Here is a 23,298-nt window from a genome sequence, read left to right on the forward strand (position 1 = left end):
GTGGTGTCGTCAGCCGAGGTGCGAGCTGGGCACCGGGACGCCGCGCGCGTGGAACCACGGGATGGGGTCGGTCTTGACGCCGTTGGGCAGCCACACTTCGTAGTGGAGGTGCGGTCCGGTGGACTGGCCGCGGTTACCCATCGTCGCGATCACGTCGCCGGCACGCACGTGCTGACCGACCGAGACCAGGGACTGGTCGATGTGCCCGAACACTCCGATCGTTCCGTCGTCCTGAGCGATGCGAACCCACAGTCCGAATCCCGTGGCCGGGCCGGTCTCGATCACGACACCGTCGGTCACCGACACGATGGGGGTACCGATCGAGTTGGCGATGTCGATGCCGTTGTGGTTGGTGCCCCACCGCGCGCCGAAGCCGGAGGTGAGAGTGCCCGCGGCGGGGAACGCCAGTGCGGGGCGACGCGCGGCCTCTTCGCGTGCGGCCTGTTCGGCTGCCTCGCGGGCGAGCCGATCGGCTTCCTCGTGCGCGATACGATCGGCCTCGGCCTGGAGGGCGGCGGCTTCGTCGGCGATCCGCTGTGCGTCACGCTCCGACGCACGCCGCAACTTCTCGGCGTAGTCGGTGGACTCGAACCCGGGGACAGTGAGGACCTGGGGTGCGGTGGACAGTGCGGTCGTCGCGATGCCCGTCCATGCCGGGCCGGTCTCCAGGCGGGACGGTCCGCCCGCGGCGTTCGCCGCTGTGGTTCCGCCGGCGGTGACGGCACCGGTCACGAGGACCACGGCTGCCCAACGGCCGACACGTGCGGCCGTGGTGAGGCCGTGGGATGCACGGGTGGCGTGGTCGAGGTGTTCCGAAGTGTGTGACAAAGCTGCGATCCCTCTTGGTCGTCCCCTGATAACGAACTGATTACGAGATCATCACGATAGCGCCGATTTTACGGATTTCCGGCGCGGCGTCTTGACACGATCGTTGTAAAAAGTGGCTCAGGTTACGAAAAAGAGATCTCTCCAGTCACACAAACCTCAGTCGGTTCGCGAGGTCTCGGAGGTTTCGGCCGAAAAGTGACCGAGGTCACGCGTCCAAGAGGTTTCAGCGCGCCCGATTCATCACTTTTTCGGCTGCTTCCCAGTGCGCGTCGGCTACCCACAGGCGAGCGAAGGCGTCGACGGCTTCGGCCGGAGTCGCCCCGTTCATCACTCGTTTGATCGACGCGGACGAGTCGTTGGCGAGCGCGCGGCCGAGCGCGCGCCACCCTTCGTCGAACGTCTCGCGCGGGAGGACACGATCGACGAGTCCCACTCGCTCGGCTTCTTCGGCACGGAGGATGGTGCCGGAACCCGCCAGCATCAGAGCTCTGCCCCTGCCCACGAGCGACGCGAGCCGTTCTGCCCCACCCCACGCGGGCATGATCGCGAGCGTGGACTGATTGAACCCGATCCTGATGTCGTCGGCGGCGACCCGGATATCCGCGGCCACCGCGACCTCGGCACCCCCGCCGAGCGCATGCCCGTTCAGTGCCGCAACGACGGGCGCGGGGAACTCCGCGATCCGATCACAGATCGCCCGCATCTGGCGCGCCATCTCGGCGGCCTCCTCATGGGTGCGCAGTTTTGCCAGTTCCTTGAGATCACCGCCCGATACGAAAGCCTTGTCGCCCGCACCTCGAATGACCAGCGCACGCGCGCCGGCAGCGGCGTCGAGAACCTTCTCGAGCTGGTCCATGGTCTCGGGCGCAATCGCGTTGCGGGCGTGGGGGCGATCGATCGTGACAATCGCCAGTCCGTCTTCGAGTTCGAGATCGACCATAGCTCTGTTCTCCAAATTGATATTGGAATTCTGGAAATCGGAGAATAACATGCTCGCATATGACCGAAGCCGACTCCGAGCGCTGCGACGCACGGCAGAGCGGTCTCACCCCTTGACCTTGGAGCTCCCACGATGCGGCAGTTGCCCCCCGAATTGGTCGAACGCTACGAGCACGAAGGGTGGTGGACACGCGAGACCATCGGCGACATGCTGGCTCGTGGCCTGAAGGCCGCCCCGGACATCGAGTTCCGGGTCCACTCCGACGTGCGGCCCTGGTCGGGAACAGTCGGTGAGGTCGAAATCGTCGCGCGTCGTCTCGCTGCAGGCCTGCGCCGGTGCGGCGTCGGCCCCGGTGACGTGGTGGCGTTCCAGTTGCCGAACTGGATGGAAGCGGCCGCCGTCTTCTGGGCGACGTCCTTCCTCGGCGCGACCGTGGTGCCGATCGTGCACTTCTACGGCCGCAAGGAACTCGGGTTCATCCTGCGCGAGTCCTCGCCCAAGGTCTTCGTGTGCGCCGAGCGGTTCGGGTACACCGAGTACCAGCCCGACCTCTGCGCCGACATCCCGATCGTCGGCGTGGTCGGGCGCGATTTCGACGACCTGCTCGACGCCGAACCCTTCGAAGGCGTTCTCCCCACCGACCCCGCGGCGCCGGCACTGCTCGCCTTCACCTCCGGCACCACGAGTGATCCCAAAGGCGTGGTCCACAGCCACCGCACCCTCGGATTCGAGACGCGGCAACTCGCCGCCCGCTATCCCGCCGACCGGGGCACGCAGCTCACAGGCGCACCGGTGGGGCACTTCATCGGCATGGTCAATGCCTTCCTGATCCCTCTGCTCGACAACTCCCCCATCAACCTGCTCGACGTGTGGAACCCCGCTCGCGCAATCGAACTCATGGAGAGCGACGGCCTGGTCATCGGCGGCGGCGCGACGTATTTCGTCACCAGCCTCCTCGATCACCCGGACTTCGATCCCGGCCGGCACCTGAAGTACATGAAGTACGCCGGTCTCGGCGGCTCGACAGTTCCGGCCGCGGTGACCCGCCGGCTCGACTCGCTCGGCATCACCGTGTTCCGGGCGTACGGGAGCACCGAGCATCCGTCGATCACGAGTTCGCTGGTGACCCATCCCGTCGACAAGCGGCTCTTCACCGACGGCTGCGTCTCACCGGGAGTCGAGATCCGCCTCACCGAGGACGGCGAGATCCTGAGCCGCGGACCGGATCTCTGCATGGGCTACACCGACCCCGAACTCACTGCCCGCATGTTCGACGAGGACGGGTGGTACCACACGGGCGACATCGGGGTGCTGGACGACGACGGCTTCCTGACGATCACCGACCGTAAGGCCGACTTCATCATCCGGGGCGGCGAGAACATCAGCGCCCTCGAGGTGGAAGAAGTACTGCTCACGCTTCCGTCGGTTGCGGAGGCCGCGGTCGTCTCCGCCCCCGACGAGCGCCTGGGTGAACATGCTGCGGCCGTACTGAGGCTTCATCCGGGGCACGCGATGCCCACGCTCGACGAGTTGCGCGAACACTTCCGGGCCTCGGGTATCGCGAAGCAGAAGTGGCCCGAGGAACTGCACGAAGTGACGGAGTTCCCCCGCACCGCGAGCGGCAAGATCCAGAAGTTCCGGGTGCGCGGGGATATTGCGGCCTCCCGCGGAAGAGAATAGTATTCTCACAACAGGAGAAGGAGGATCTATGTCACCGAAAGAATTGCCGTATCCGCTGTTCGATGCGGACAACCACCTGTACGAGACCGAGGAAGCCCTCACCAAGTTCCTCCCGGAGAAGTACAAGGGCGCCATCAAGTACGTGCAGGTCGACGGCCGCACGAAGATCGCGATCCGCAATCAGATCAGCGAGTACATCCCCAACCCCACCTTCGAGGTGGTCGCTCGTCCCGGAGCGATGGAGGACTACTTCAAGAACGGCAATCCCGAGGGCAAGAGCAAGCGGGAGATCTTCGGCAAGCCGATGAAGTCGATCGACGCCTTCCGTGAACCCGCTGCGCGTCTCGAGCTCATGGACGAACTCCAGATCGACCGCACTCTGATGTTCCCGACGCTGGCCAGCCTCGTCGAAGAGCGCATGCGCGACAACCCCGAGCTGATCCACGCGGTCGTCCACTCACTCAACCAGTGGCTGTACGAGACCTGGGGATTCAACTACAAGGACCGCATCTTCACCGTCCCGGTCATCAGCCTGCCGATCGTCGACAAGGCGATCGAAGAGCTCGAGTGGTGTGTCGAGCGCGGCGCGAAGGCGATCCTCGTCCGGCCCGCACCGGTTCCCGGCTACAAGGGTCCGCGCTCGTTCGCGCTCCCGGAGTTCGATCCGTTCTGGAAGCGCGTCGTCGAACTCGACGTCCTGGTCACCCAGCACTCGTCCGACAGTGGCTACGCACGGTACAACCAGGAATGGGACGGCACGGGCGAAGAAATGCTCCCGTTCGTCACGAACGCGTTCCGCATGGTCAGCGAATGGCGTCCGATTCAGGATGCCGTGGCGTCGTGGGTCTGCCACGGTGCACTGTTCCGTTTCCCCGAGCTGCGGATCGCAGTCATCGAGAACGGCGCGTCCTGGCTTCCGCACGTGCTGCAGACCCTCGGTGACACCTTCAAGAAGGCTCCCGAAGGCTTCGGCATGCAGGACCCGGTCGCGGCGGTCAAGAAGAGCATCTACGTCAGCCCGTTCTGGGAAGAGGACTTCAGTAAGCTCACGGCCCTGATCGGTGCCGACCACGTGCTCTTCGGTTCCGACTACCCCCACCCCGAGGGCCTGGCCGAGCCGACCAGCTACATCGATCACATCCAGCATCTTCCCCTCGAGGATCAGAAGCTGGTCATGGGTGGCAATCTCGCGAGGCTGCTGAAGGTATGACCTGGCGGACCATCCCCGAGATGGTCCTCAGCACGGACGACCGCTTCGGCGATGCCGAAGCGGTCGTCGACGGGGACCTCCGGCTCACCTTCACCGAGCTCACCGCCCGCATCCGCCGGGCCGCAGGAGCATTCGCCGCGGCCGGCATCGACAAGGGTGACCGGGTAGCGATCTGGGCCCCCAACTCCGCAGAATGGATCGTCGCGGCCTTCGGGCTGCTCGCGGCGGGCGGAATCCTCGTCCCCGTCAACACGCGCTACAAAGAGGATGAGGCCGGCGACATCATCCGCCGCAGCGGAGCGAAGGCCGTGCTCGTCCAGAACGGCTTCCTCGGTACCGAATTCCGGACGCCGGCAGGAGTGCCTACGTTCGATATGAGGTCGGGATTCCTGGAGAGCGGAAATCCCTACGCCCGCAGGCTGAGCGGCAACGATATCGCCGACATCATGTACACCTCGGGAACCACCGGACGCCCCAAGGGCGTCATGATGAACCACACCCAGACTCTCCGGATGTTCTCGGAGTGGTGCGACCTCGCCGATCTCCGCAAGGGCGACAAATATATGGTCGTCAACCCCTTCTTCCACATGTTCGGCTACAAAGCCGGCCTGATCGCGTCGATGATCCGGGGCGCCACCGTACTCCCGGTGCCCGTTCTCGATGTCGACAGAGTTCTCGAACTGGTCGAACGCGAACGGGTCACCGTACTTCCGGGCCCACCGACGCTCTACCAGTCCCTTCTGGCCGCACAGGGCACACGGGACCTCTCGTCGTTGCGTGCAGCGGTGACCGGGTCGGCAGACATCCCCGTCGATCTGATCCGGCGTATCAGCAACGAACTGCCGTTTCGAACCATCATGACCGGGTACGGGCTGAGCGAAGCCGGTACGGCCACGGCGTCCCGGCCCGGCGACACTTTCGAACAAATCGCCACCACGGTCGGGATTCCTTGTGAGGGAATAGCAGTCCGCATTGCGGACGACGGAGAAGTGCTCATCCGTGGCTACAATGTCATGCAGGGCTATTTCGACGATCCGGAGGCAACCTCGGAAGCTGTCGACCTCGAAGGCTGGTTGCATACCGGAGATCTCGGGACGCTGGACGACGACGGCCGCCTGCGGATCGTCGGCCGAAAGAAAGACATGTTCATAGTCGGTGGCTTCAATGCATATCCCGCGGAAATCGAGGGGTTCCTGCTCGAACACCCGGCCGTCGACCAGGTCGCCGTGATCGGTATCCCGGATGAGCGCCTCGGACAGGTCGCAAAGGCATTCGTCGTGTCGGCGAATCCGGTACCGCCGGAGGAGTTGCTCGCCTGGAGCCGGGAGCGAATGGCCGGGTTCAAGGCCCCTCGGGCCATCGAGTATCTCGAAGCCCTGCCACTGAACGCGACGGGCAAAGTCATGAAGGACCAATTGCGTTGATGCGCAGTGCATCCACACCCCTACAATAGAAGGAGACGGCGCGATGACCGATGAAGCTGCACTACTCGCCTTCGCCGTAAAGTGGCGCCACTGGAACGGCGGGCCCGACGAAGACATCTTCGTCACCTTCGGGATATCCCCCGAGGACTATTTCCATCGGCTACGCAGGCTCCTGACCAAACACCGCTGGAACCGGCTCGACCCGCAGGTCCTCACGGACCTCGTCCGGATCTGCGACGACCGCCTCAGCACGATCGATATCCGGTCCGGCGACCGGGCGCGACCGCGTCGCGTGTCGTCGGAGCATCCCCTCAGTAAGCTCTCTGCCTGACACGTTCTCTGCCTGACACATTCTCTGCTCGACGCACTCACCGTGCGGACGCTGCCCCCGGGCCGGTGACCGCGGAGCGCGACGAGGCATCAGCCGGCGACTGTGCCGCGATGCCGGGAACCGGGGTCTCCGTACCGCCGGGTTGCGCTCCGCGGATCGCCACGGTGGCGAGCGCCGCGACAAGTGCCGCGGCGCCACCGATCAGCATGCCCACGAGAAATCCGTTCTCTGTGGGAATCGTGTTGCCCGCGAACATGATGCTCATCTGTGCCAGGACGACTCCCGCGACCGCTGCGGACACCGTACTGCCCAGCGAACGCAGCAACGTGTTGACGCTGTTCGCGGACGAGACCTCCGTCAGCGGCACCGCTCCCATGAGCAGAGTCGGAATTGCACCGTAGGCCAGCCCGATTCCCGCAGCGATGCAACAGGTGATCACCAGCAGTCCCCAGGTCGATCCCATCATGAACAGCGACGAACCGTATGCCGCGGCCATCATCAGGCAACCGGTGCAGAGCGTCGTCCGGGGACCACGCGCGGTCGTGAGGCGTGCGCCCAGTGGTGAGATCACCATCATCAGCAGGCCGGCGGGCGCACACCAGAGTCCCATGACGATCATCGATTGCCCCAGGCCGTATCCCGTGGACTCGGGCAGCACCCGGATCTGAGGGACGAGCAAGGCCTGGAAGTACATCGAGAAGCCGATCAGGATGGTGACGATATTGGTCACGAGCACCCGGTTGCCCATCGCCACCCGGAGGTCCACCAGAGGACTGTCGGCTCGAAGCTCCCAACGTCCCCAGCCGAGAAGCACCACGATGGACACCGCGAGCAGCGTCAAGGTCAGTCCCGCGGTCCATCCCCAGTCACCGCCTTTGGACACCGCGAGCAACAGGCATACCAGTGCCACCGACAGACCGAACGCGCCGAATCCGTCGAACTTGCCCCTGTGCTCGTTCGCCGGTGTGTCCCGTACGACCCATGCGATGAGGATCGCCATCACCACGCTGAGGATTCCGACTCCCCAGAACAACATTCGCCAGCTCGTGGTCTGCGCGACGATTGCGGCGACCGGAAGTCCGAGTGCTCCGCCGATGCCCAGCGACGAACTCATCAGTGCGATCGCCGATCCCAGGCGCTCGGGAGGGACCAGCGAGCGCAGTGCGCTGATACCGAGCGGAACGATGCCGAATCCTGCGCCCTGCAGTGCGCGTCCGACGAGCATGGGTGCCAGGCTCGACGACATCGCACACAGGAACGACCCGAGGATCAGCGGCACCGTGCACAGCAGCAGGATCCGTCGTGCGCCGTACATGTCGCCCAGCCGGCCGGTCACGGGGGTGGCGACCGCTCCGGACAACAAGGTCACCGTGACGACCCAGGACGCATTCGCGGGACTTGTTCCGAGTAGTTCCGGCAAGTCGACGAGGAGCGGAATCACCAACGTGGACATCAGCGTGGTGACGATTCCGGCAAAGACCAGCACCCAGATGGTCGGACCGGTCCGGACGGCCGGCACTACGGCATTCACAGGCGCCCGGTGCTCCGGGAACCACCGTCACCCATCGGCGTTCACCAGTTCGGTGTCGCCCGTTTCGGTGTCGCCCCTTTCGGTGTCCCCCGTTTCGATCTCCACGGCTTCCGTCTCGGCAGGTTCGGACTCCACCGTCTCGAAAAGGTTCTTCCGTCCCGTGACCGACGGCAACGGGAAGTGGCACGCCGCAAACTGTCCCGGCCGTACCTCCCGCATCTCGGGTTCTTCCTCGGCGCAACGATCCTGGGCCTTCGGGCAGCGGGTCCTGAACCGGCATCCCGTCGGAGGCGCAAGGGGCGACGGTACGTCGCCCGCCAGAGCCGGCCCTGCAAACGCTTTCTCGGGATCGGTCAGGGGAACCGAATCGAGTAGGGCACGCGTGTACGGATGAGCGGGATCATCGTAGATCTCGATCGAATCACCGAATTCACACACCTTGCCGAGGTACATGACCATCACGTTGTCGCTGACGGTGCGTACGACCCCGAGATCGTGGGCGATGAACACCACCGTCAGAGCGAACTTCGTCTTCAGTTCCTCGATGAGGTTGAGGATCTGCGCTTGCACCGAAACGTCCAGGGCCGACACAGGTTCATCGCAAATGAGGAGCCTCGGCTCGAGCGCGAGCGCCCGCGCGATCGCCACGCGCTGCGCCTGTCCCCCGGACAACTGCCGTGGGAGCACGTTCGCGAATCGGTCGCCCGGGAGACCGACCTGCTCGAGAACCGACGCCGAGGCCTTCTCGCGTGACTCGGACGACGCGCCCGCAATGGTCATCCCCTCGACCACGATGTCCTTGACGGCGCGGCGGGGATTGAGCGAGGACACCGGGTCCTGGAAGATCATCTGCATATCCCGGCGGAGCGAACGCATGTGCTTTTCGCTCGCGCCCTCGATCCACTCTTCTCCGAAGCGGATTCGCCCCGACGTCACCCGGTCGAGCCGGAGGACGGCGCGGCCGGTCGTCGACTTGCCGCATCCCGATTCGCCGACGATTCCCAGCGTCTCGCCGGCCAGTACGTCGAAGCTGATCTTCGACACCGCCTGTACGGTGCCGGCATCCGTCGGGTACTCCACCACGAGATCCTGAACACTGAGCAGGGCCTCTTCGCCCCGCAGATGAGCGGTACCACTACCCGCCATGCGATTCACCTCCGGATACAGCGCCGACCGCCGGAACGACGGGACGCAGACATGCGACCTCATGGTCGATACCGACCGATTCGAGACCGATCGGCGCGACGGTGCACTCGTCCGCAACATGGGTGCAGCGCGGCGCGAATCGGCACCCCTGAGGCGGATCGGTGGGATCGGGCAGCGACCCCTCGATCAGGCGCAGCGGTGCGTGCCGCTCGTGATCGATCGTCGGTGTCGCCCCCAGGAGCGCGTGGGTGTAGCGATGCATCGGCGCATCGAACACCTCTCGGGTGGATCCCACCTCCGCGAGCCGTCCCGCGTACATCACCGCCACGCGGTCCGTGCGACCGGCGACGACGGCGAGGTCGTGGCTGATGAGCATCATCGACATGTCCCGGTCGCGTTGGACGCGGCGGAGCAGGTCCAGGATCTGCCGTTGCACGGTGACGTCGAGGGCGGTGGTCGGCTCGTCCGCGATGAGCAGATCCGGTTCACATGCCAGCGCGATCGCGAGCATCACGCGCTGGCGCATACCGCCGGACATCTCGTGGGGATAGTTGCCCAGCCGTCGTTCGGGGTCCGGAACGCCTACTTCTTCGAGAAGCTTCAACGCTCGGGTCCGCGCTTCGGACCGGCTCACCCCGAGATGCCGCCGCATCCCCTCGGTGAGCTGACGCTCGACCTTGACCACCGGGTTGAGCGAACGCCCCGGGTCCTGGAAAACCATGGCGATCTGGTTTCCCCAGATCTCCAGCTTCTCCTTCTTCGTCAGGGACAGCAGGTCACGGCCCCTGAACGTCACGTGGCCGGATCGACCCGAACGCGGAGGCATGAGCCCCATGATCGCGCGGGCCATCACCGATTTGCCGGAGCCGGACTCGCCGACGATACCCAGCGCCTGTCCGGAATCCAGGTCGAGCGACACGTCGTCCACTGCACGGACGGTGCCACGCGGCGTACCGATGTAGGCACGTAGATTTCTCACTTCGAGAAGCGGCTGAGCATTCACGGCGAGCCGGCCCTTTCCTCGTGTCGGCTAGTTACTGATCCAGAACTCTTCGGGAAGAGGAGACCCGAGTGTGTAAATCTGTGCGCCGTGCAGGTTCTTGCCGAAGGTCACCGACGGCAACGCCCGGACGTACCAGAGACCCACCACGGTGTCGGCGATGATCTGCTGTGCCTCGTCGTACGCCGCTTTGCGCTCCTCGGCGGTCTGGCCGAACCGGCCCCGCTCGAGCGCGGCGTCGAGTTCCGGATTGTTCACGCCCATGAAGTTTCCGCTCGACTGCGAGTCGAACGCCATGGTCAGCGCGTAATCCGGATCCTGGGTGATCGTGGACGAGACGAGCATGTCGAAGTCGCGGGCACCCGCACGTGCTGTCACCGCGGGGAAATCGGCTACCTCGACCTTCATCTCCACATTCTGGAATGCACTGAGCTGAGCCTGGATTGCCTCACCCAGCACGCGACTCTCGCTTGTCGGGTAGGACAGGAAGGTGAACGACACCGGCTTGCCCTCCGCGGCGAGCTCATCGAAGAGACGCTGTGCCTCGGCGGCATCCGTCGTGCTCAAGGGGATATCGGCGTAGTACGGGGAATCCTCGGGGAACAAGGTCTTCGGCACTTCGCCCTCACCGTTGTAGACCACGGTGTTCACGGCGTCGAGATCGACAGCGAGCGACACGGCACGTCGTGCCCGGGCGTCGTCGAACGGTGCGCGGCGTTGATTCATACCGGCGAACTGGCCACCACCGGTCGACGCGACCAGGTACTGCAGGCCGGCGGCCTCGGCCTTGTTGATATTGGTCCAGCTCGTCTCCGTGGTGAGGTCGGCCCCACCGGTGGTCATCGCGTTGGAACGCTGGTTGGCGTCGGCCACGGTGCGAATCACAAGCTTGTCGAGATAGGGCTTCGGCGCGTCCCAGTACCCGGCGTTCTTCTCGAGCTCGATCGAGTCCTGACGCGTCCAGCTCACGAGCGTGAAAGGTCCGGCTCCGACGGGATTCTCGTCGAATGCCGCAGCACCCTTCTCGAGTGCGGCCGGGGATGCGATCCAGTTGAGTGCGCCGGCAACGAGCGCCTGGCCGAACTGGGGGTTCGGCTCGACCATCGTCACACGCATCGTCCTCGGGTCGACCACCTCGGTCGATTCGATCTGCACAGCCTGCCGGATCGTTGTGGATCCCAGTGCGGGGTCCTTGAGCCGGTCCCAATTGAACTTCACGGCCGCGGCGTCGAGCGGGCTACCGTCGCTGAACGCGAGGTCGGGCCGCAACGCCAGCGTGAAGGTCTTTCCGCCGTCGGCAGTCGAGAAGTCGGTCGCCATCTTGTACTCGAGTTCGAGCGTGTCGTTGGCCGTGACCATCAATGTGCCGTAGAGGGCATTGCCGAGAGTGGGCTGGTGGGCCCAGGTGTTGGACAGCGCCGCGGGGTCGAGCGAGCGTGGTTCACCCATCTGCAGGATGCGACCGGTACCACCGGCTACGGGGTCGCCCGCGTCCACGGTGCTCTGGGCGGCGTTGGAAGCGGAAGCGGAATCGCCGCTCCCACATGCCCCCAGCACCAGTGCGGCAGAGCATGCGGCCGCGAACGCGGCCACCAGACGTCTGTGTCGTATCATTCTCGACCTCTCATGTGGAAAATGTTCGAATACAACCGGTTCGAGGCCAACTCAGTCGTGCAGCGTCCGGTCGTACTTGGTGCGGAGGTGGTCGCCTACCTGATTGAGAGCGAACACCGTGAAGAAGATGACGAGGGCAGGCACGAAGACGAGGTGCGGGGACGTCGCGATGGCGTCCTTGCCGTCGTTGATCATGCCGCCCCAACTGGGCTGGGGTGGTGGAATGCCCAGCCCGAGGAAGCTCAGAGAACCCTCGGCGACGATCAGGGCAGCGATCACGATCGGCATGTACGACGCCAGCGGGGCGAGAACGTTCGGCATGATCTCTCGAAAGAGAATGCGCCCGTTCCCCGCACCCATGTTCTTTGCCGCTCTGACGAATTCGCGTGAGGACCACGCCAGGGTGTTGGCCCGGGACAACCGGATGAACGACGGAATCGCCAGCAAGCCGAGCCCGAAGAGCATCGTCTGGACGCTCGGAGTCAGGATCGACGCCAGGGCGAGAAGCAGGATGAGCGGCGGAAACGCGAGCATGGCGTCGGCGACGAGCGAGATCACGGCGTCGACACGCTTGCCGAAGTATCCCGCGATCATCCCGAACAGCGAGCCGACGACGAAGCCGACTGTGCCGGCGACGGCACCGATCACGAGCGACACCTGGGCGCCGTAGACGACACGCGAGAGCAGGGACCGTCCGAGCGTGTCGGTTCCGAGGAGCGTGTCCAGCGAACCGAAGCCGGGTGGCGTGCGGGGCGGACCGATCGGGATGTTGTACGGAGCGAGGGGCAGGAGTCCGGCGAAGACCGCCGCACCGATGATGATCACCAGCCACGCGATCGACAGGTACACCAGAATCGACCGGGTCTTCTTGACCGCGGGTACATCCGGAAGTTTCGTGGCTACCTCGTCGACGGGGCGACCGTCGTCCTTCTTCTCCAACGCGACCTGGGTCATGCTCCGACCACCTTCCTGACCCGCGGGTCGATCACTTGGTAGCTGAGATCGACAAGGGTGTTGATTCCCACGTAGACGACCGCGATGAACACCACGATGCCCTGGACCATGATCACGTCACGCGACGTGATGGACGACGCAACGAGTTGCCCCAGACCCGGGAGCCCGAACAATGTTTCGACGATGACCGTGCCTCCGATGAGGCGGCCGAGGTTGATGCCCGCGACGGTGATCAGCGAGAAGGACGAGGGGCGCAGCGCGTGCCGGAACATCACGTACCAGGACGGCATTCCCTTGGCTCGGGCCGCGGCGACGAAATCCTCACGCAGCGTGCCGATGAGATCGGTGCGGAGCAGACGGTGGAATGCCGCGATCTCCGTGAGCGCGATCGCCAGCGCCGGCAGCAGAGCGCCACGCAGGTTCTCACCGAGTCCTTCCTCGATCCGGGACCATCCCATCACCGGGAAGATGTTGAGCTGAATCGCGAGGAAGTAGATCAGTACCGGGCCGGCGATGAAGGCCGGCACCGACAGGAAGACCGCCGACAGCGCGTTCATCCCGCGGTCCACCTTGCTACCCGGGCGCGACGCCGAAACCACGCCCATGACGAGCGCGACGAGGAGAGCGATGATCAAGCCCATAGCGGCGAGTTGCAGCGTCACCGGAAGTCGCTCACCGATGGCCTCGCTGACCGATTGCCCTGTCAGCGGCGATGTTCCGAGATCACCGCGCACCGCATCGGCGAGCCATCCCGTGTACTGCGCCCAGAACGGCTGGTCGAGGCCGAGCTTGGCGTCCATCGCGGCGACAGCCTCGGGTGTTGCATTCTCGCCCAGGATGACCTGTGCGACAGATCCCGGAGCAAGACCGAGCAGTGCGACAACCGCGATCGTCACCAGAAGGACGACCAGCAGGCTGCGGCCCACTTTCTTCGAAATCGTGAGAATCATCCACACTCAACTTTCATCGTGCTGCCGGAGCCGTGGGACGCGGCGACACAGAACAAGACCCACCCGAGCACTCCATGTGATGACCCACACATTAAGTCTTGTTTGTGAGCACGGCAATACGGATTCACTAGAAAGGTGAATGGTGTGCAAAGAATACAGAACGGCAATCTTGCAGTGCTGCAACATATTCGGCCGACACACGTCGAAGCGAGACAGTCGTGCAACGTCGAACAGCCCACACCCACGTGGCGTGGGCGCGGGCTGTCCGGGTGGCAGAGATTATCGAGTTGCGGGCCCCTCCAGAATCGTCACGGCGGCAACCGCTGTCGGACCTCCGACATTGTGCGCAAGTCCGATTCGTGCTCCGTCGACCTGATTGACGGCCTGTCCCCGTAGTTGCTCGAAGAGTTCGACACACTGCGCCACCCCCGACGCGCCGGGTGGGTGACCCTTCGTATTGAGACCCCCACTGGGGTTCACGGGAAGGGAACCGCCGATATCGGTGGCCCCGGACTCCAGCAACTTGAACGCTTCGAATTTCTCCGCGAAACCGAGATCCTCGTAACTGATGAGTTCGATGCCGGTGAAGTAGTCGTGGACCTCCGCGACGTCCACGTCCGCCGGACCGAGCCCGGCCGCGGCGAACGCCTGCTTCGCGGCACGCCGAGTCGCCGGCAGCGTGGTGAGATCCCCTTTGTGCTGGTGCATCACGGAGTCGAGGCCGAGTCCGGTACCGCGGATCCACACAGGACGGTCCGTGAAGCGATCGACCACGTCGTCCGCGACGAGGATGAGCGCGGCGGCACCGTCGCTCTGAGGCGCGCAGTCGTAGACCCCGAACGGCGTGACCGTGGTGTCCGCGGCGAGCACTTCTTCCACCGTCAGTTCGAATCGCCGGCAGGCCTTCGGATTGGTCATTCCGTTGCGATGGTTCTTCACCGCCACCATCGCCATGTGCTCACGGGTGGCAGGGGACTCGTACAGGTAGCGCCGGACGTGGAGTGCGAAGCCCGCTTGGGCGAGACCGAGGGGGTAGTCCCACGCCATGTCCCGGGTCATCGCCTCCCATTCCCACAACATGCCCTTCGACGCCGTCTCCCGGATCTTGTCGGCACCCATGACGAGGGCGATGTCGTACGCCCCCGAGGCGATCCCGAACATCGCGTTGCGGATCGCGTCGTGCCCGGTGGCACAGGAATTCTCGACGCGCGTGACCGGCAGTTCCGGCAACCCGAGCGTGTCCGCCAGGATGCCGGACGGAAATCCGTCCGTGGTGCCCATCGAGCCGAACCACGCGGCCTGCAGGTCGGACTTGTCGATCCCCTTGTCGACGCTCGCGGCGCATTCGGAGTACGCCATCGGGAGCAGATCCCGCATACCCAGCGCAAAGTGCTCGGCGAACGGGGTCATTCCTGCGCCGACGATTGCGACGTTTCTCATGCCGCCTCCTCCGCATCCGTACCGACATCGTCGGGCTCGAACGCATAGCCGTAATCCGGGACGCCCGACCGCACAGCGACCCGGCGCAACACCAGCCTGCCGCGGTCACCGATGTCGGCCGTGCCGGCTTCGGCTCCGGTAACCCGCACCAGCGCGCGGACTCCGACGTCGTCGAGTTCGACGACGACCAGCGAATAGGGCGTACTCAGGCCCGGAACCGGGATGTGCACGGTGACCTCGGTGTACACCGTCCCGGTCCGGGGAAGATCGACGAGTAGATACCCGGTGTTCAGCGTTCCGTCGGCGTCGACGCGGTAGCGGGGCGGAAAGTCGAGAGTCTCACTGTCCGCGAAACGACCTGCCTCCCAGCGGACTTTCGCCTCGAATGCTCGTTCGTACGCGGCCAGGGAGATCGGAATCTCCCCTTCGGCGGTACTGATGGAGGCCGGTCTCGGCCGAGGCGGCCGTTCCCGCCGGTTCACCTGTACCGCCCCGTCGGCGACCGTCAGCCCCGACAGGCTTGCCTGCTCCACGCCGACCAGTGGCCCGGTGATGCCGGCTTCGGCCATGGCCGCGAGGGCGAACAGACCCGAACTCGCCCCTGTGGTGGGCAGGTCCAGCCTCCGCGTCGCCGCGAGACGGCCGGTTTCCGACGACGTCACCCCGGCCACGATCGCGGGGGACTCCACCCACGCCGTCGACAGCGAGGCGAGGTAGCCGCGCTTCGCGAGCAGCCGCGGATCGCCGTAGTCGTGGATGTCGCCGGACGCACTCCGTGTCCGCACCGGCAGGCTGCGCGAGACCCGTGCAGCCGTGCGAACCTGCAGACCGCGATCGGACGTCAGTACCGCTGCGGCCCCGGCAGGTTCGATATCGACGCCGATCACGAGCGTGCGGGGGCGAGCCGATCCCAGAGCGTCGAGTGCGGCCGGTGCGCCACCGAGACGCTCGGTCACCTCGAGCTCGGGGTCGAGTCCGAGCCCCGCGAGCAGGACCGCCGCATTGCTGCTCTCCATCAGCGGCAGGTCCCGGCTCACGACGACCACGTACTCGGCGGATCCGCCCGCTTCGAGTGCGGCACGACCGGCCTCGACGGCGAGGGTGACGGCATCCTCGTCGTCACCGGCGACCCTGCTGTCCGACGATCCCCAGCAGGGCAGATACGTTCCGATCGAAGCGATGTAGGGCATGATCCCTCCTTGCGAACTAGGTGACTGCGCCCGCGGTCTTGAGTTCGATGATGCGTTCCCAGTCCAGCCCGAGTTCGAGGAGAATCTCCTCGGTCTGGGCAGCGAACTCGGGCGCCGGGCCACTTTCGGGAGCGGCGACGTCGAACTGCACGGGATTGGATACGAGTTCGAGTTCCCCTGCCTTGATGAGGTACTCGTTCGCCCGGACCTGGGGGTCGCTCACCACCTGGAGCGAGTCCTGGATCGGCGCCCACGGCCCCGACAGGGTGCCGAAACGCTGAGTCCAGTCGCTGAGCGGCTTGCTGCCGATGACCTCACGGAGGATCGCGACCGCCTCGGCGGTGTTCTCACCGATCGCCTCCGCATTCGCGAAGCGCGGATCGTCGATCAGGTCCGGCCGGTCGATGTGCCGGCACACGTCGGCCCAGAAGCGACCGGGCTGGAGCATCACGAACGACACGTACCGGCCGTCGGCCGTCCCGTACACACCGGACAACGGGTTACGCGGTGATCCGTGCCCGCCGGCCTTCGGCGCCTCCATGTGCACGCCGAGGTGCGCCGACAGCGCGATCGTGTGGCCCATGGCCCACACGCCGCTGCTCAGGAGCGAGACGTCGACCACGGACGGCTCACCCGTTCGTTCACGCTTGAACAGCGCTGCGGCGATCCCACCGGCGAGGTTGGTGCCGGAGATGGTGTCGCCGAACGCGGGTCCGGGAGGAGCGATCATCCCTTCCGTTCCGGCCGGGGTGAGGGTCGCGGCGACACCGGCGCGGGCCCAGAAGGCCGTCATGTCGTAGCCACCCTTGTCGGATTCGATACCGCGAGGCCCGAGTGCGCTGCCGCGCGCGTAGACGATCTTCGGGTTCACCGCACGGATGTCGTCGACATCGATGCTCAGCTTGGTACGTACCCTCGGCAGGAAACTCGTGAGGAAGACGTCGGCGCCGCGTACGAGGTCGAGCAGCACTTCGCGGCCTTCGGGAATCGAGATGTCCAGTCCGAGACTGCGCTTGCCTCGATTGGCGTGCTCGACGTTCGGGTTCGGGTCGCCCTCGACGCGCATGGTGCCGGTCTGACGGAGGCCGCGCTGCGGGTCGCCGGTGACCGCATGCTCGATCTTGATGACGTCGGCGCCCCATTCGGCGAGCACCGCGCCCGCCGAGGGGACGAAGCCGTACATCGCGACCTCGACGACACGCACTCCTTCGAGCGGCCTCACTTGACCACCACCGAGAATGCCTTCAGCTGCTGGAACTCGGCCAGGCCCGCGGCGCCCATCTCGCGACCGATACCGGACTGCTTGTAACCGCCGAACGGGACGTCGGGGCTGAAGTAGTTGCCGCCGTTGACACTGAAGGTGCCGGTCCGGATGCGACGCCCGATGGCGATGCCTCGCTCGTCGTCCGCGCTGAGCACGCCACCCGAGAGCCCGTACTTGGAGTTGTTGGCGATCTCGACGGCGTGGTCGTCGTCGTCGAACGGGATGACGGCCAGGACCGGTCCGAAGACCTCTTCCTGCGCGATCTCGCTGTCGGGGTCCACGTTTGCGAGCAGGGTCGGCTTGTAGAACCAGCCCGGATCCACCTTCTCGCCGCCGGTGACGAGGGTCGCGCCCTCGTCGACGGCGCGCTTGACCATGGCGTCGATCTTTTCGCGCTGCTTCTCGCTGATGACCGGGCCCATGTAGATCTTCGGGTCCGACGGATCACCGAACGGCACGTGCTGCATGACACCGGCGACGTGCGCGACGATCTCGTCGTGCTTCGACCGCGGCACGAGCAGGCGAGTGGTGAGGGCACAGCCCTGGCCCGCGTGCGAGCAGATGCTGAAGGCCGCGAACTGGGCGGCGGTGGCGACGTCCGCGTCGTCGAGCACGATGAGTGCCGATTTGCCGCCGAGTTCGAGGAAGACCCGCTTGAGGGAGTCGGCTGCCGCCGCCATGATCTTCTTGCCGACCGGCGTCGAGCCGGTGAAGGTGACCACGTCGACGTCCGGGTGGGTGGTCATCAGTTCGCCGGGAGCGATCTGCGACGACGACAGGATGTTCACCACGCCCGCGGGGATGTCGGTGTGGTTGGCGATGACCTCGGCGAGTGCCTGCGTGACGAGCGGGGTGTCCGGTGCGCCCTTGAGCACCACCGTGCAGCCTGCGGCGAGCGCGGCCGGCAGCTTCGCCATCGCCAGCTGTGTCGGGTAGTTGTAGGCGACGATCGCCGCGACGACGCCGGCGGCTTCCTTCTCGACCCAGCGACGGTGGGGCTGTCCGCGGAACTCGACCTCACCGAGTTCTTCCGTGAACGGTGTGTTCCGGAGGAGTTCGGCGTAGTACTTGACGATCTCGATCGGGGCATCGAGCTGGTTGCCGTGGGTCAGGATGCGCGGCGCACCCACCTCCGCGATGGTCAGCTCGCGCAGCTCCTCGACGTTGTCGCGCAGGGCTTGGTAGAGCTGGTCGAGGCACTTGGCGCGGAATTCGACGTCGGTCGACCACGTGGTCGTGTCGAACGCACGACGTGCCGCCTTGATCGCGGCTTCCGCTTCCTCCACCCCGGCGTCGGGAGCGTGGCCGACGATGTCGCCGGTCGCAGGGTTGTAGGACGCGAACGTGCGATCGGTGGTGACCAGCTCGCCGTCGATGAGCAGGCGCTTCGTCACACCGTTCGAGGTTGCGCCGTCGGCCACAGCGGTCGACCCGTTGTCCTGCACTGACATTCCGTCTCCTCACATGGATGAAAACATCATTCTCTTCAATGAGAATTATTCCCTCTGCTAGGGAGAACTCTAGCAACCGGCCAGCCGCGAAGATAGACCGAAAGTGATTTGCGCCACGAGCCCCACCTCGGATTCGCTGTCGTGGCGGCGTTCGTCCGGGTCTTGCGACCTGCAATTGCGCGAGAGTATGGTTCTCGCATCCGGAAGGGAGATTCTTGTGATTCAGACTACAGCCCTCAGTCCGTCGTTGGGCGTAGAAGTGACCGGCTTGGACAGCCTCGACGACGACACCGTCGTTGCGCAGCTGCTCGAAGCACTCAAGTGGAGGGGCGTCCTGCTGGTCCGGGGGCTGAACCTCGACGACGACGCCCAGCTGGCCTTCAGCCGCAAGCTCGGCAAGGTCGTGACACCGGCACCGGGACAGGAGATCTTCACCGTCTCGCTGGACCCGGCCAAGACTCCGTCGGCCGAGTACCTCAAGGGCACGTTCCACTGGCACATCGACGACACCACCAACGAGGTGCCCGCCAAAGCCACCACCCTCACGGCCCGGCACGTGGCGATGGTCGGCGGTGGCACCGAATTCGCCAGCACGTACGCGGCCTACGAGAATCTCCCCGAGCAGGAGAAGAAGCGCTACGAGTGCCTGCGCGTCGTGCACAGCTTCGAAGCCGCTCAGCGGCTCGTCCATCCGGACCCGCCGGAAGAGATGGTCGCCCGGTGGCGCGCACTGAAACCCCACGAGTCCTCACTCGTGTGGGAACGACGCGACGGCCGGCGGTCGCTGGTCATCGGAGCCACCGCCGATCACATCGTCGGGATGCGCCCCGAAGAAAGCCGCGAACTCCTCGACGAACTGCTCGCGTGGACGACGCAGGAACGCTTCTGCTATTCGCACGAATGGGCCGTCGGTGACCTCGTGGTGTGGGACAACACCGGAATGCTGCACCGCGCCCTTCCCTACGATCCGTCGTCCGAGCGCCTGATGCGCCGCACCACCATCGTCGGGGACGAGGCATGGGCATGAGGACAGCCGTCGTCACCGGAGGCAGTTCCGGAATCGGGCGCGCCATCGCCGAACGCTTGCGCAAGGACGGCCATCGGGTCGCCGTACTCGATCTCAACCCCACCGGGGACGAGTTCGAGTACAAGGTCGACGTGTCCGACCGTGAGCAGGTCGAGGCCGCGTTCGCCGAGATCCGCGCGGAACTCGGACCCGTCACGATCCTCGTCAACGGCGCGGGACTCGAGCTGTACAGGCGCTTTCAGAACATCGACTACGACACCTGGCAGAAGGTCGTCGCGGTGAATCTCGGAGGCGTGTTCCACTGCGTCCAGGCCGCGTTGCCCGACATGATCGAGGCCGGATGGGGACGCATCGTCAACATCTCGTCGTCGAGCGCGCAGTCGGGCCAGCAGTTCATGTCCGCCTACGTCTCGTCCAAGGCAGCGGTCAACGGCCTCACGAAATCCCTCGCGCTCGAATACGGGCCCAGCGGCATCACCGTCAATGCCGTACCGCCGGGCTTCGTGGACACTCCGATGCTGCGCCGCTCCGAGGAGAAGGGGCTGCTCGGCGGAACCATCGAAGACCACATCCAGCGCACACCGGTCCGGCGGGCAGGACGCCCCGAGGACATCGCCGCCGCATGTTCCTTCCTGATCTCGGAAGAGGCCGGCTACATCACCGGGCAGATCCTCGGGGTCAACGGCGGACGCAACACCTAGAACACCCACTCCGGCCCCTCGAGGTGCCGGTTCCGCTCGGCCGGAATCCTCCCGGCCGATACCCTTCCGAAAGGATTCTCCCGTGGGACGTGTTGAAGGCAAGGTCGCGTTTATCACCGGCGCAGCTCGTGGTCAAGGCCGTAGTCACGCAGTCAAACTCGCATCCGAAGGCGCCGACATCATCGCTGTCGACATCTGCCGGAACATCGATTCGATGGGGTACGCCATGGCGACCCCGGAAGATCTCGAAGAGACCGTCCGGCTCGTCGAGAAGGAAGGCCGGCGCATCGTCGCCGTCCAGGCCGACGTGCGTGAGGCCGCGCAGGTGAAAGCCGCCCTGGAGCAGGGGCTGGCCGAGTTCGGCAAGGTCGACATCGTCGTCGCGCAGGCCGGTGTCGCCGGTATGAAGGGCGAGCCGCAGACCCAGGCGTGGGCCGATGTCGTCGACACCAACCTGGTCGGCACGCTCAACGCGATCCACGCCGCGCTTCCGCATCTCGCCGAGGGCGGCTCGATCATCGCCACCGGTTCCACTGCCGCCCTGATGGACGTGTCCAAGGTCGACGTACCGGGCAAGGACCTCGGCGGCGTCGCCTACGTCTTCTCCAAGCGTGCCATCGCCCAGCTGGTTCACGAACTGGCGACCCATCTGGCACCCCGCAAGATCCGCGTCAACGCGCTGCATCCCACGAACTGCAACACCGAGATGCTGCAGAGCGAGCCCATGTACCGGTCGTTCCGCCCGGACCTCGAGCACCCGACCCGCGCGGACGCCGAGCCTGTGTTCGGTGTCCAGCAGGCCATGCCGATTCCGTACATCGAGCCCGAGGACTCCAGCAACATGGTGCTCTTCCTCGCGTCCGACGAGTCGCGCTACGTCACGGGCATGCAGATGCGTGTCGACGGTGGCGGGTACCTGAAGTGGTACGACTTCCACATCTGACCGTCACAGTGCGCGGGACTTTCCCCGGTGGTCGTGGGAATATCCGGGCGCCAACCAATTTCAACCGCAACCGGGAGGAAATATCGTGAAGGTGAAGGTCGATCCCGAGCGCTGCCAAGGGCACACCCTGTGCGCCATGGCGGCACCGGAGGTATTCGAACTGAGCGAAATCGACGGTCACGCCACAGCCGTCGTCGAGGAAGTGCCCGCCCACCTCGAGGAGAACGTGCGGGAAGCCGCGCGGTCGTGCCCCGAGCAGGCCATCCAGATCTCCTGACCATCAACGTTTCGAACAGTCCGTCCATCGAAGCGTCAGAGAGGAAACCATGAGTGTCGACGACGTCGTTGCCGACAATTCCCACCGGACCCCGGTCTTCAATTTCGACCGGCACGCCGCCGACTACCGCGAGAACTTCCTGCCGATCACGGAGGAAATGCAGTCGAAGTGCCCCATGGCATGGTCGGACACCCACGGAGGCCACTGGGTCGCCGCGGGTAGCGACGAGGTGTTCAACATCGTCCGTTCACCCAATGTCTCGAACGACCACGACATCAAGGGCGTTCGTCGCGGGTACAAGGGCATCATGATCCCGACCGCCGAGCGCGCCTCCGGCGTGCGCGGCGGAATTCTCGAAATGGACGACCCGGAGCACCGCGAATTCCGGGCACTCCTCAACCCGTATCTCTCCCCTGCTGCGATCCAGAAGTGGATCCCGATCATCGACGAGGTCGTGCAGGCCGCCCTCGACGAGAAGATCGAGAGCGGCCGAATCGATTTCGTCGACGACCTCGCGAACGTCGTGCCGGCCGTCATCACGCTGGCGATGCTCGGCATCCCGATCAAGAAGTGGGAGGTCTACTGCGAGCCGGTCCACGCGGCCATCTACACCCCGCCGGATTCCCCCGACATCGCACGCATCGGTGAGCTTCACCGCAACATGGGTATCGACCTGCTCACCAACCTGTTCGAGATCCGGGAGAAGCCTCGCCCGGGCCTGATCAACGCGATCGCCGACGTCGAGGTGCTCGGCGAGAAGCCCGACGACATGGAGTTGCTGGGCATCCTCAGCCTGCTCATCGGCGGCGGCTTCGACACCACCACCGCGCTGACCGCGCACGCACTCGAATGGCTCGGGGAGAACCCCACCGAGCGCACGCGTCTCAGCGACGAACGCGACGCCCTGCTCGACAGCGCCACCGAGGAGTTCCTGCGCTACTTCTCTCCGACGCCCGGTGACGGACGCACCTTCTCTGCGGACTGCGAGTTCAGCGGCGCGCAGGTCAAGGAAGGCGAACGTGTCTGGCTGTCGTGGGCGATGGCCAACCGCGATCCGGCCCTGTTCGACGAGCCCAACTCGGTGGACATCGAGCGTAAGGGCAACCGGCACTTCAGTTTCGGACTGGGTGTGCACCGCTGCATCGGGTCGAACCTGGCACGGACGGTGTTCAAGCGGATGTTGATCGCCGTGTTCGATCGCATGCCGGATTACACATGCGATGCGGAGAACACGGTTCACTACGACTCGATCGGAGTCATCCAGGGCATGCGGCATCTGCCCGCAACGTTCACGCCGGGCAAGCGGATCGGCCCCGGCCTCGACGCGACCCTGGAAAAGTTGCAGGTCCTGATCGACGAACAGGAACTCGCAGCACCCATCACGGCAAAAAAGTAAG

At 65.2% G+C, this 23,298-nt stretch carries 21 protein-coding genes; 9 read left to right on the forward strand and 12 right to left on the reverse strand.

All coding sequences use genetic code 11. The features are described 5' to 3' along the window. Positions 1-9 precede the first annotated feature (9 nt). Positions 10-741, reverse strand: a complete 732-nt coding sequence (locus HF886_RS03155) for a M23 family metallopeptidase (RefSeq protein ID WP_296550747.1) — start codon at positions 739-741, stop codon at positions 10-12. 310 nt (positions 742-1,051) lie between these two features. Next, positions 1,052-1,768, reverse strand: a complete 717-nt coding sequence (locus HF886_RS03160; protein ID WP_169622060.1) for an enoyl-CoA hydratase/isomerase family protein — start codon at positions 1,766-1,768, stop codon at positions 1,052-1,054. 132 nt (positions 1,769-1,900) lie between these two features. Here HF886_RS03160 and HF886_RS03165 point away from each other — a divergent pair, with 132 nt between their 5' ends. Genes HF886_RS03165 through HF886_RS03180 form a run of 4 tightly spaced genes read left to right on the forward strand, consistent with a single transcriptional unit; the run spans position 1,901 to position 6,413 of the window. After that, a complete protein-coding gene (locus HF886_RS03165) occupies positions 1,901-3,448 on the forward strand; it encodes an AMP-binding protein (RefSeq protein ID WP_169651525.1) in 1,548 nt (515 codons plus the stop codon). Between the two features lie 28 nt (positions 3,449-3,476). Continuing rightward, positions 3,477-4,658: an amidohydrolase family protein gene (locus tag HF886_RS03170; protein ID WP_169651526.1), complete on the forward strand. Its 1,182-nt coding sequence runs from the start codon at positions 3,477-3,479 to the stop codon at positions 4,656-4,658. Next, a complete protein-coding gene (locus HF886_RS03175) occupies positions 4,655-6,082 on the forward strand; it encodes a FadD3 family acyl-CoA ligase (protein WP_169651527.1) in 1,428 nt (475 codons plus the stop codon). Before HF886_RS03170 ends, HF886_RS03175 begins: the two co-directional genes overlap by 4 nt. 43 nt (positions 6,083-6,125) lie before the next feature. Next, positions 6,126-6,413, forward strand: a complete 288-nt coding sequence (locus HF886_RS03180; protein WP_169622056.1) for a DUF3263 domain-containing protein — start codon at positions 6,126-6,128, stop codon at positions 6,411-6,413. 37 nt (positions 6,414-6,450) lie between these two features. Here the strand turns inward: HF886_RS03180 and HF886_RS03185 are convergent, their stop codons facing one another. The 10 genes from HF886_RS03185 to HF886_RS03230 form a co-directional block, all read right to left on the reverse strand. Continuing rightward, positions 6,451-7,944: an MFS transporter gene (locus HF886_RS03185; protein ID WP_169622055.1), complete on the reverse strand. Its 1,494-nt coding sequence runs from the start codon at positions 7,942-7,944 to the stop codon at positions 6,451-6,453. A 27-nt stretch (positions 7,945-7,971) separates the two neighbouring features. After that, entirely contained in the window at positions 7,972-9,090 is a 1,119-nt protein-coding gene (locus HF886_RS03190; RefSeq protein WP_169622054.1) for an ABC transporter ATP-binding protein, read from the reverse strand. After that, the gene (locus HF886_RS21355; RefSeq protein ID WP_296550713.1) at positions 9,080-10,018 is read right to left on the reverse strand and encodes an ABC transporter ATP-binding protein; all 939 of its coding nucleotides are present in this window, start codon (positions 10,016-10,018) and stop codon (positions 9,080-9,082) included. The genes HF886_RS03190 and HF886_RS21355 overlap by 11 nt, the downstream gene beginning before the upstream one ends. 102 nt (positions 10,019-10,120) lie before the next feature. Next, on the reverse strand, positions 10,121-11,704 hold the full coding sequence (locus HF886_RS03200; protein ID WP_169651529.1) for an ABC transporter substrate-binding protein: 1,584 nt from the start codon (positions 11,702-11,704) through the stop codon (positions 10,121-10,123). Between the two features lie 51 nt (positions 11,705-11,755). After that, positions 11,756-12,658 (reverse strand): ABC transporter permease, encoded by a 903-nt coding sequence (locus HF886_RS03205; RefSeq protein WP_169622051.1) that lies wholly within the window; start codon positions 12,656-12,658, stop codon positions 11,756-11,758. Next, entirely contained in the window at positions 12,655-13,608 is a 954-nt protein-coding gene (locus HF886_RS03210; protein ID WP_169622050.1) for an ABC transporter permease, read from the reverse strand. The genes HF886_RS03205 and HF886_RS03210 overlap by 4 nt, the downstream gene beginning before the upstream one ends. Positions 13,609-13,887: 279 nt before the next feature. Further along, positions 13,888-15,048 carry a thiolase family protein gene (locus tag HF886_RS03215; protein WP_169651530.1) on the reverse strand — a complete coding sequence of 387 codons (1,161 nt, stop codon included), beginning with the start codon at positions 15,046-15,048 and terminating at the stop codon, positions 13,888-13,890. After that, a complete protein-coding gene (locus tag HF886_RS03220; RefSeq protein WP_169622048.1) occupies positions 15,045-16,238 on the reverse strand; it encodes an OB-fold domain-containing protein in 1,194 nt (397 codons plus the stop codon). The genes HF886_RS03215 and HF886_RS03220 overlap by 4 nt, the downstream gene beginning before the upstream one ends. A 16-nt stretch (positions 16,239-16,254) precedes the next feature. Further along, a complete protein-coding gene (locus tag HF886_RS03225; protein ID WP_169651531.1) occupies positions 16,255-17,460 on the reverse strand; it encodes a CoA transferase in 1,206 nt (401 codons plus the stop codon). After that, on the reverse strand, positions 17,457-18,953 hold the full coding sequence (locus HF886_RS03230; protein WP_169622046.1) for an aldehyde dehydrogenase family protein: 1,497 nt from the start codon (positions 18,951-18,953) through the stop codon (positions 17,457-17,459). Before HF886_RS03230 ends, HF886_RS03225 begins: the two co-directional genes overlap by 4 nt. A 217-nt stretch (positions 18,954-19,170) precedes the next feature. On the opposite strand from HF886_RS03230, the gene HF886_RS03235 reads away from it, so the two are divergent. The 5 genes from HF886_RS03235 (at position 19,171) to HF886_RS03255 (ending at position 23,297) form a co-directional block, all read left to right on the forward strand. Then, positions 19,171-19,980 carry a TauD/TfdA family dioxygenase gene (locus HF886_RS03235; protein ID WP_169651532.1) on the forward strand — a complete coding sequence of 270 codons (810 nt, stop codon included), beginning with the start codon at positions 19,171-19,173 and terminating at the stop codon, positions 19,978-19,980. Beyond that, positions 19,977-20,681 (forward strand): 3-oxoacyl-ACP reductase FabG, encoded by a 705-nt coding sequence (gene fabG, locus HF886_RS03240; protein WP_169651605.1) that lies wholly within the window; start codon positions 19,977-19,979, stop codon positions 20,679-20,681. The genes HF886_RS03235 and fabG overlap by 4 nt, the downstream gene beginning before the upstream one ends. Positions 20,682-20,763: 82 nt before the next feature. Beyond that, complete coding sequence (locus HF886_RS03245; RefSeq protein ID WP_169651533.1) at positions 20,764-21,624, forward strand: mycofactocin-coupled SDR family oxidoreductase; 861 nt, start codon at positions 20,764-20,766, stop codon at positions 21,622-21,624. 85 nt (positions 21,625-21,709) lie between these two features. Beyond that, complete coding sequence (locus HF886_RS03250) at positions 21,710-21,901, forward strand: ferredoxin (RefSeq protein WP_169622043.1); 192 nt, start codon at positions 21,710-21,712, stop codon at positions 21,899-21,901. A 49-nt stretch (positions 21,902-21,950) separates the two neighbouring features. Beyond that, positions 21,951-23,297, forward strand: coding sequence for a cytochrome P450 (locus HF886_RS03255; protein WP_169622042.1), 1,347 nt, complete (start codon positions 21,951-21,953; stop codon positions 23,295-23,297). Position 23,298 lies beyond the last annotated feature (1 nt).

This window comes from Rhodococcus sp. 105337, from assembly GCF_012844225.1.
Classification (GTDB): Bacteria; Actinomycetota; Actinomycetes; order Mycobacteriales; family Mycobacteriaceae; genus Rhodococcus.

Excerpts from the sequence above, each read along its gene's own strand:
- HF886_RS03160 (WP_169622060.1), bottom strand. The coding sequence starts at position 1,768 with ATGGTCGATCTCGAACTCGAAGACGGACTGGCGATTGTCACGATCGAT.
- HF886_RS03230 (WP_169622046.1), bottom strand. The coding sequence starts at position 18,953 with ATGTCAGTGCAGGACAACGGGTCGACCGCTGTGGCCGACGGCGCAACC.
- HF886_RS03175 (WP_169651527.1), top strand. The coding sequence starts at position 4,655 with ATGACCTGGCGGACCATCCCCGAGATGGTCCTCAGCACGGACGACCGC.
- HF886_RS03220 (WP_169622048.1), bottom strand. The coding sequence starts at position 16,238 with ATGCCCTACATCGCTTCGATCGGAACGTATCTGCCCTGCTGGGGATCG.
- HF886_RS03170 (WP_169651526.1), top strand. The coding sequence starts at position 3,477 with ATGTCACCGAAAGAATTGCCGTATCCGCTGTTCGATGCGGACAACCAC.
- HF886_RS03165 (WP_169651525.1), top strand. The coding sequence starts at position 1,901 with ATGCGGCAGTTGCCCCCCGAATTGGTCGAACGCTACGAGCACGAAGGG.
- HF886_RS03210 (WP_169622050.1), bottom strand. The coding sequence starts at position 13,608 with ATGATTCTCACGATTTCGAAGAAAGTGGGCCGCAGCCTGCTGGTCGTC.
- HF886_RS03190 (WP_169622054.1), bottom strand. The coding sequence starts at position 9,090 with ATGGCGGGTAGTGGTACCGCTCATCTGCGGGGCGAAGAGGCCCTGCTC.
- HF886_RS03205 (WP_169622051.1), bottom strand. The coding sequence starts at position 12,658 with ATGACCCAGGTCGCGTTGGAGAAGAAGGACGACGGTCGCCCCGTCGAC.
- fabG (WP_169651605.1), top strand. The coding sequence starts at position 19,977 with ATGAGGACAGCCGTCGTCACCGGAGGCAGTTCCGGAATCGGGCGCGCC.
- HF886_RS03180 (WP_169622056.1), top strand. The coding sequence starts at position 6,126 with ATGACCGATGAAGCTGCACTACTCGCCTTCGCCGTAAAGTGGCGCCAC.
- HF886_RS03200 (WP_169651529.1), bottom strand. The coding sequence starts at position 11,704 with ATGATACGACACAGACGTCTGGTGGCCGCGTTCGCGGCCGCATGCTCT.
- HF886_RS03255 (WP_169622042.1), top strand. The coding sequence starts at position 21,951 with ATGAGTGTCGACGACGTCGTTGCCGACAATTCCCACCGGACCCCGGTC.
- HF886_RS03215 (WP_169651530.1), bottom strand. The coding sequence starts at position 15,048 with ATGAGAAACGTCGCAATCGTCGGCGCAGGAATGACCCCGTTCGCCGAG.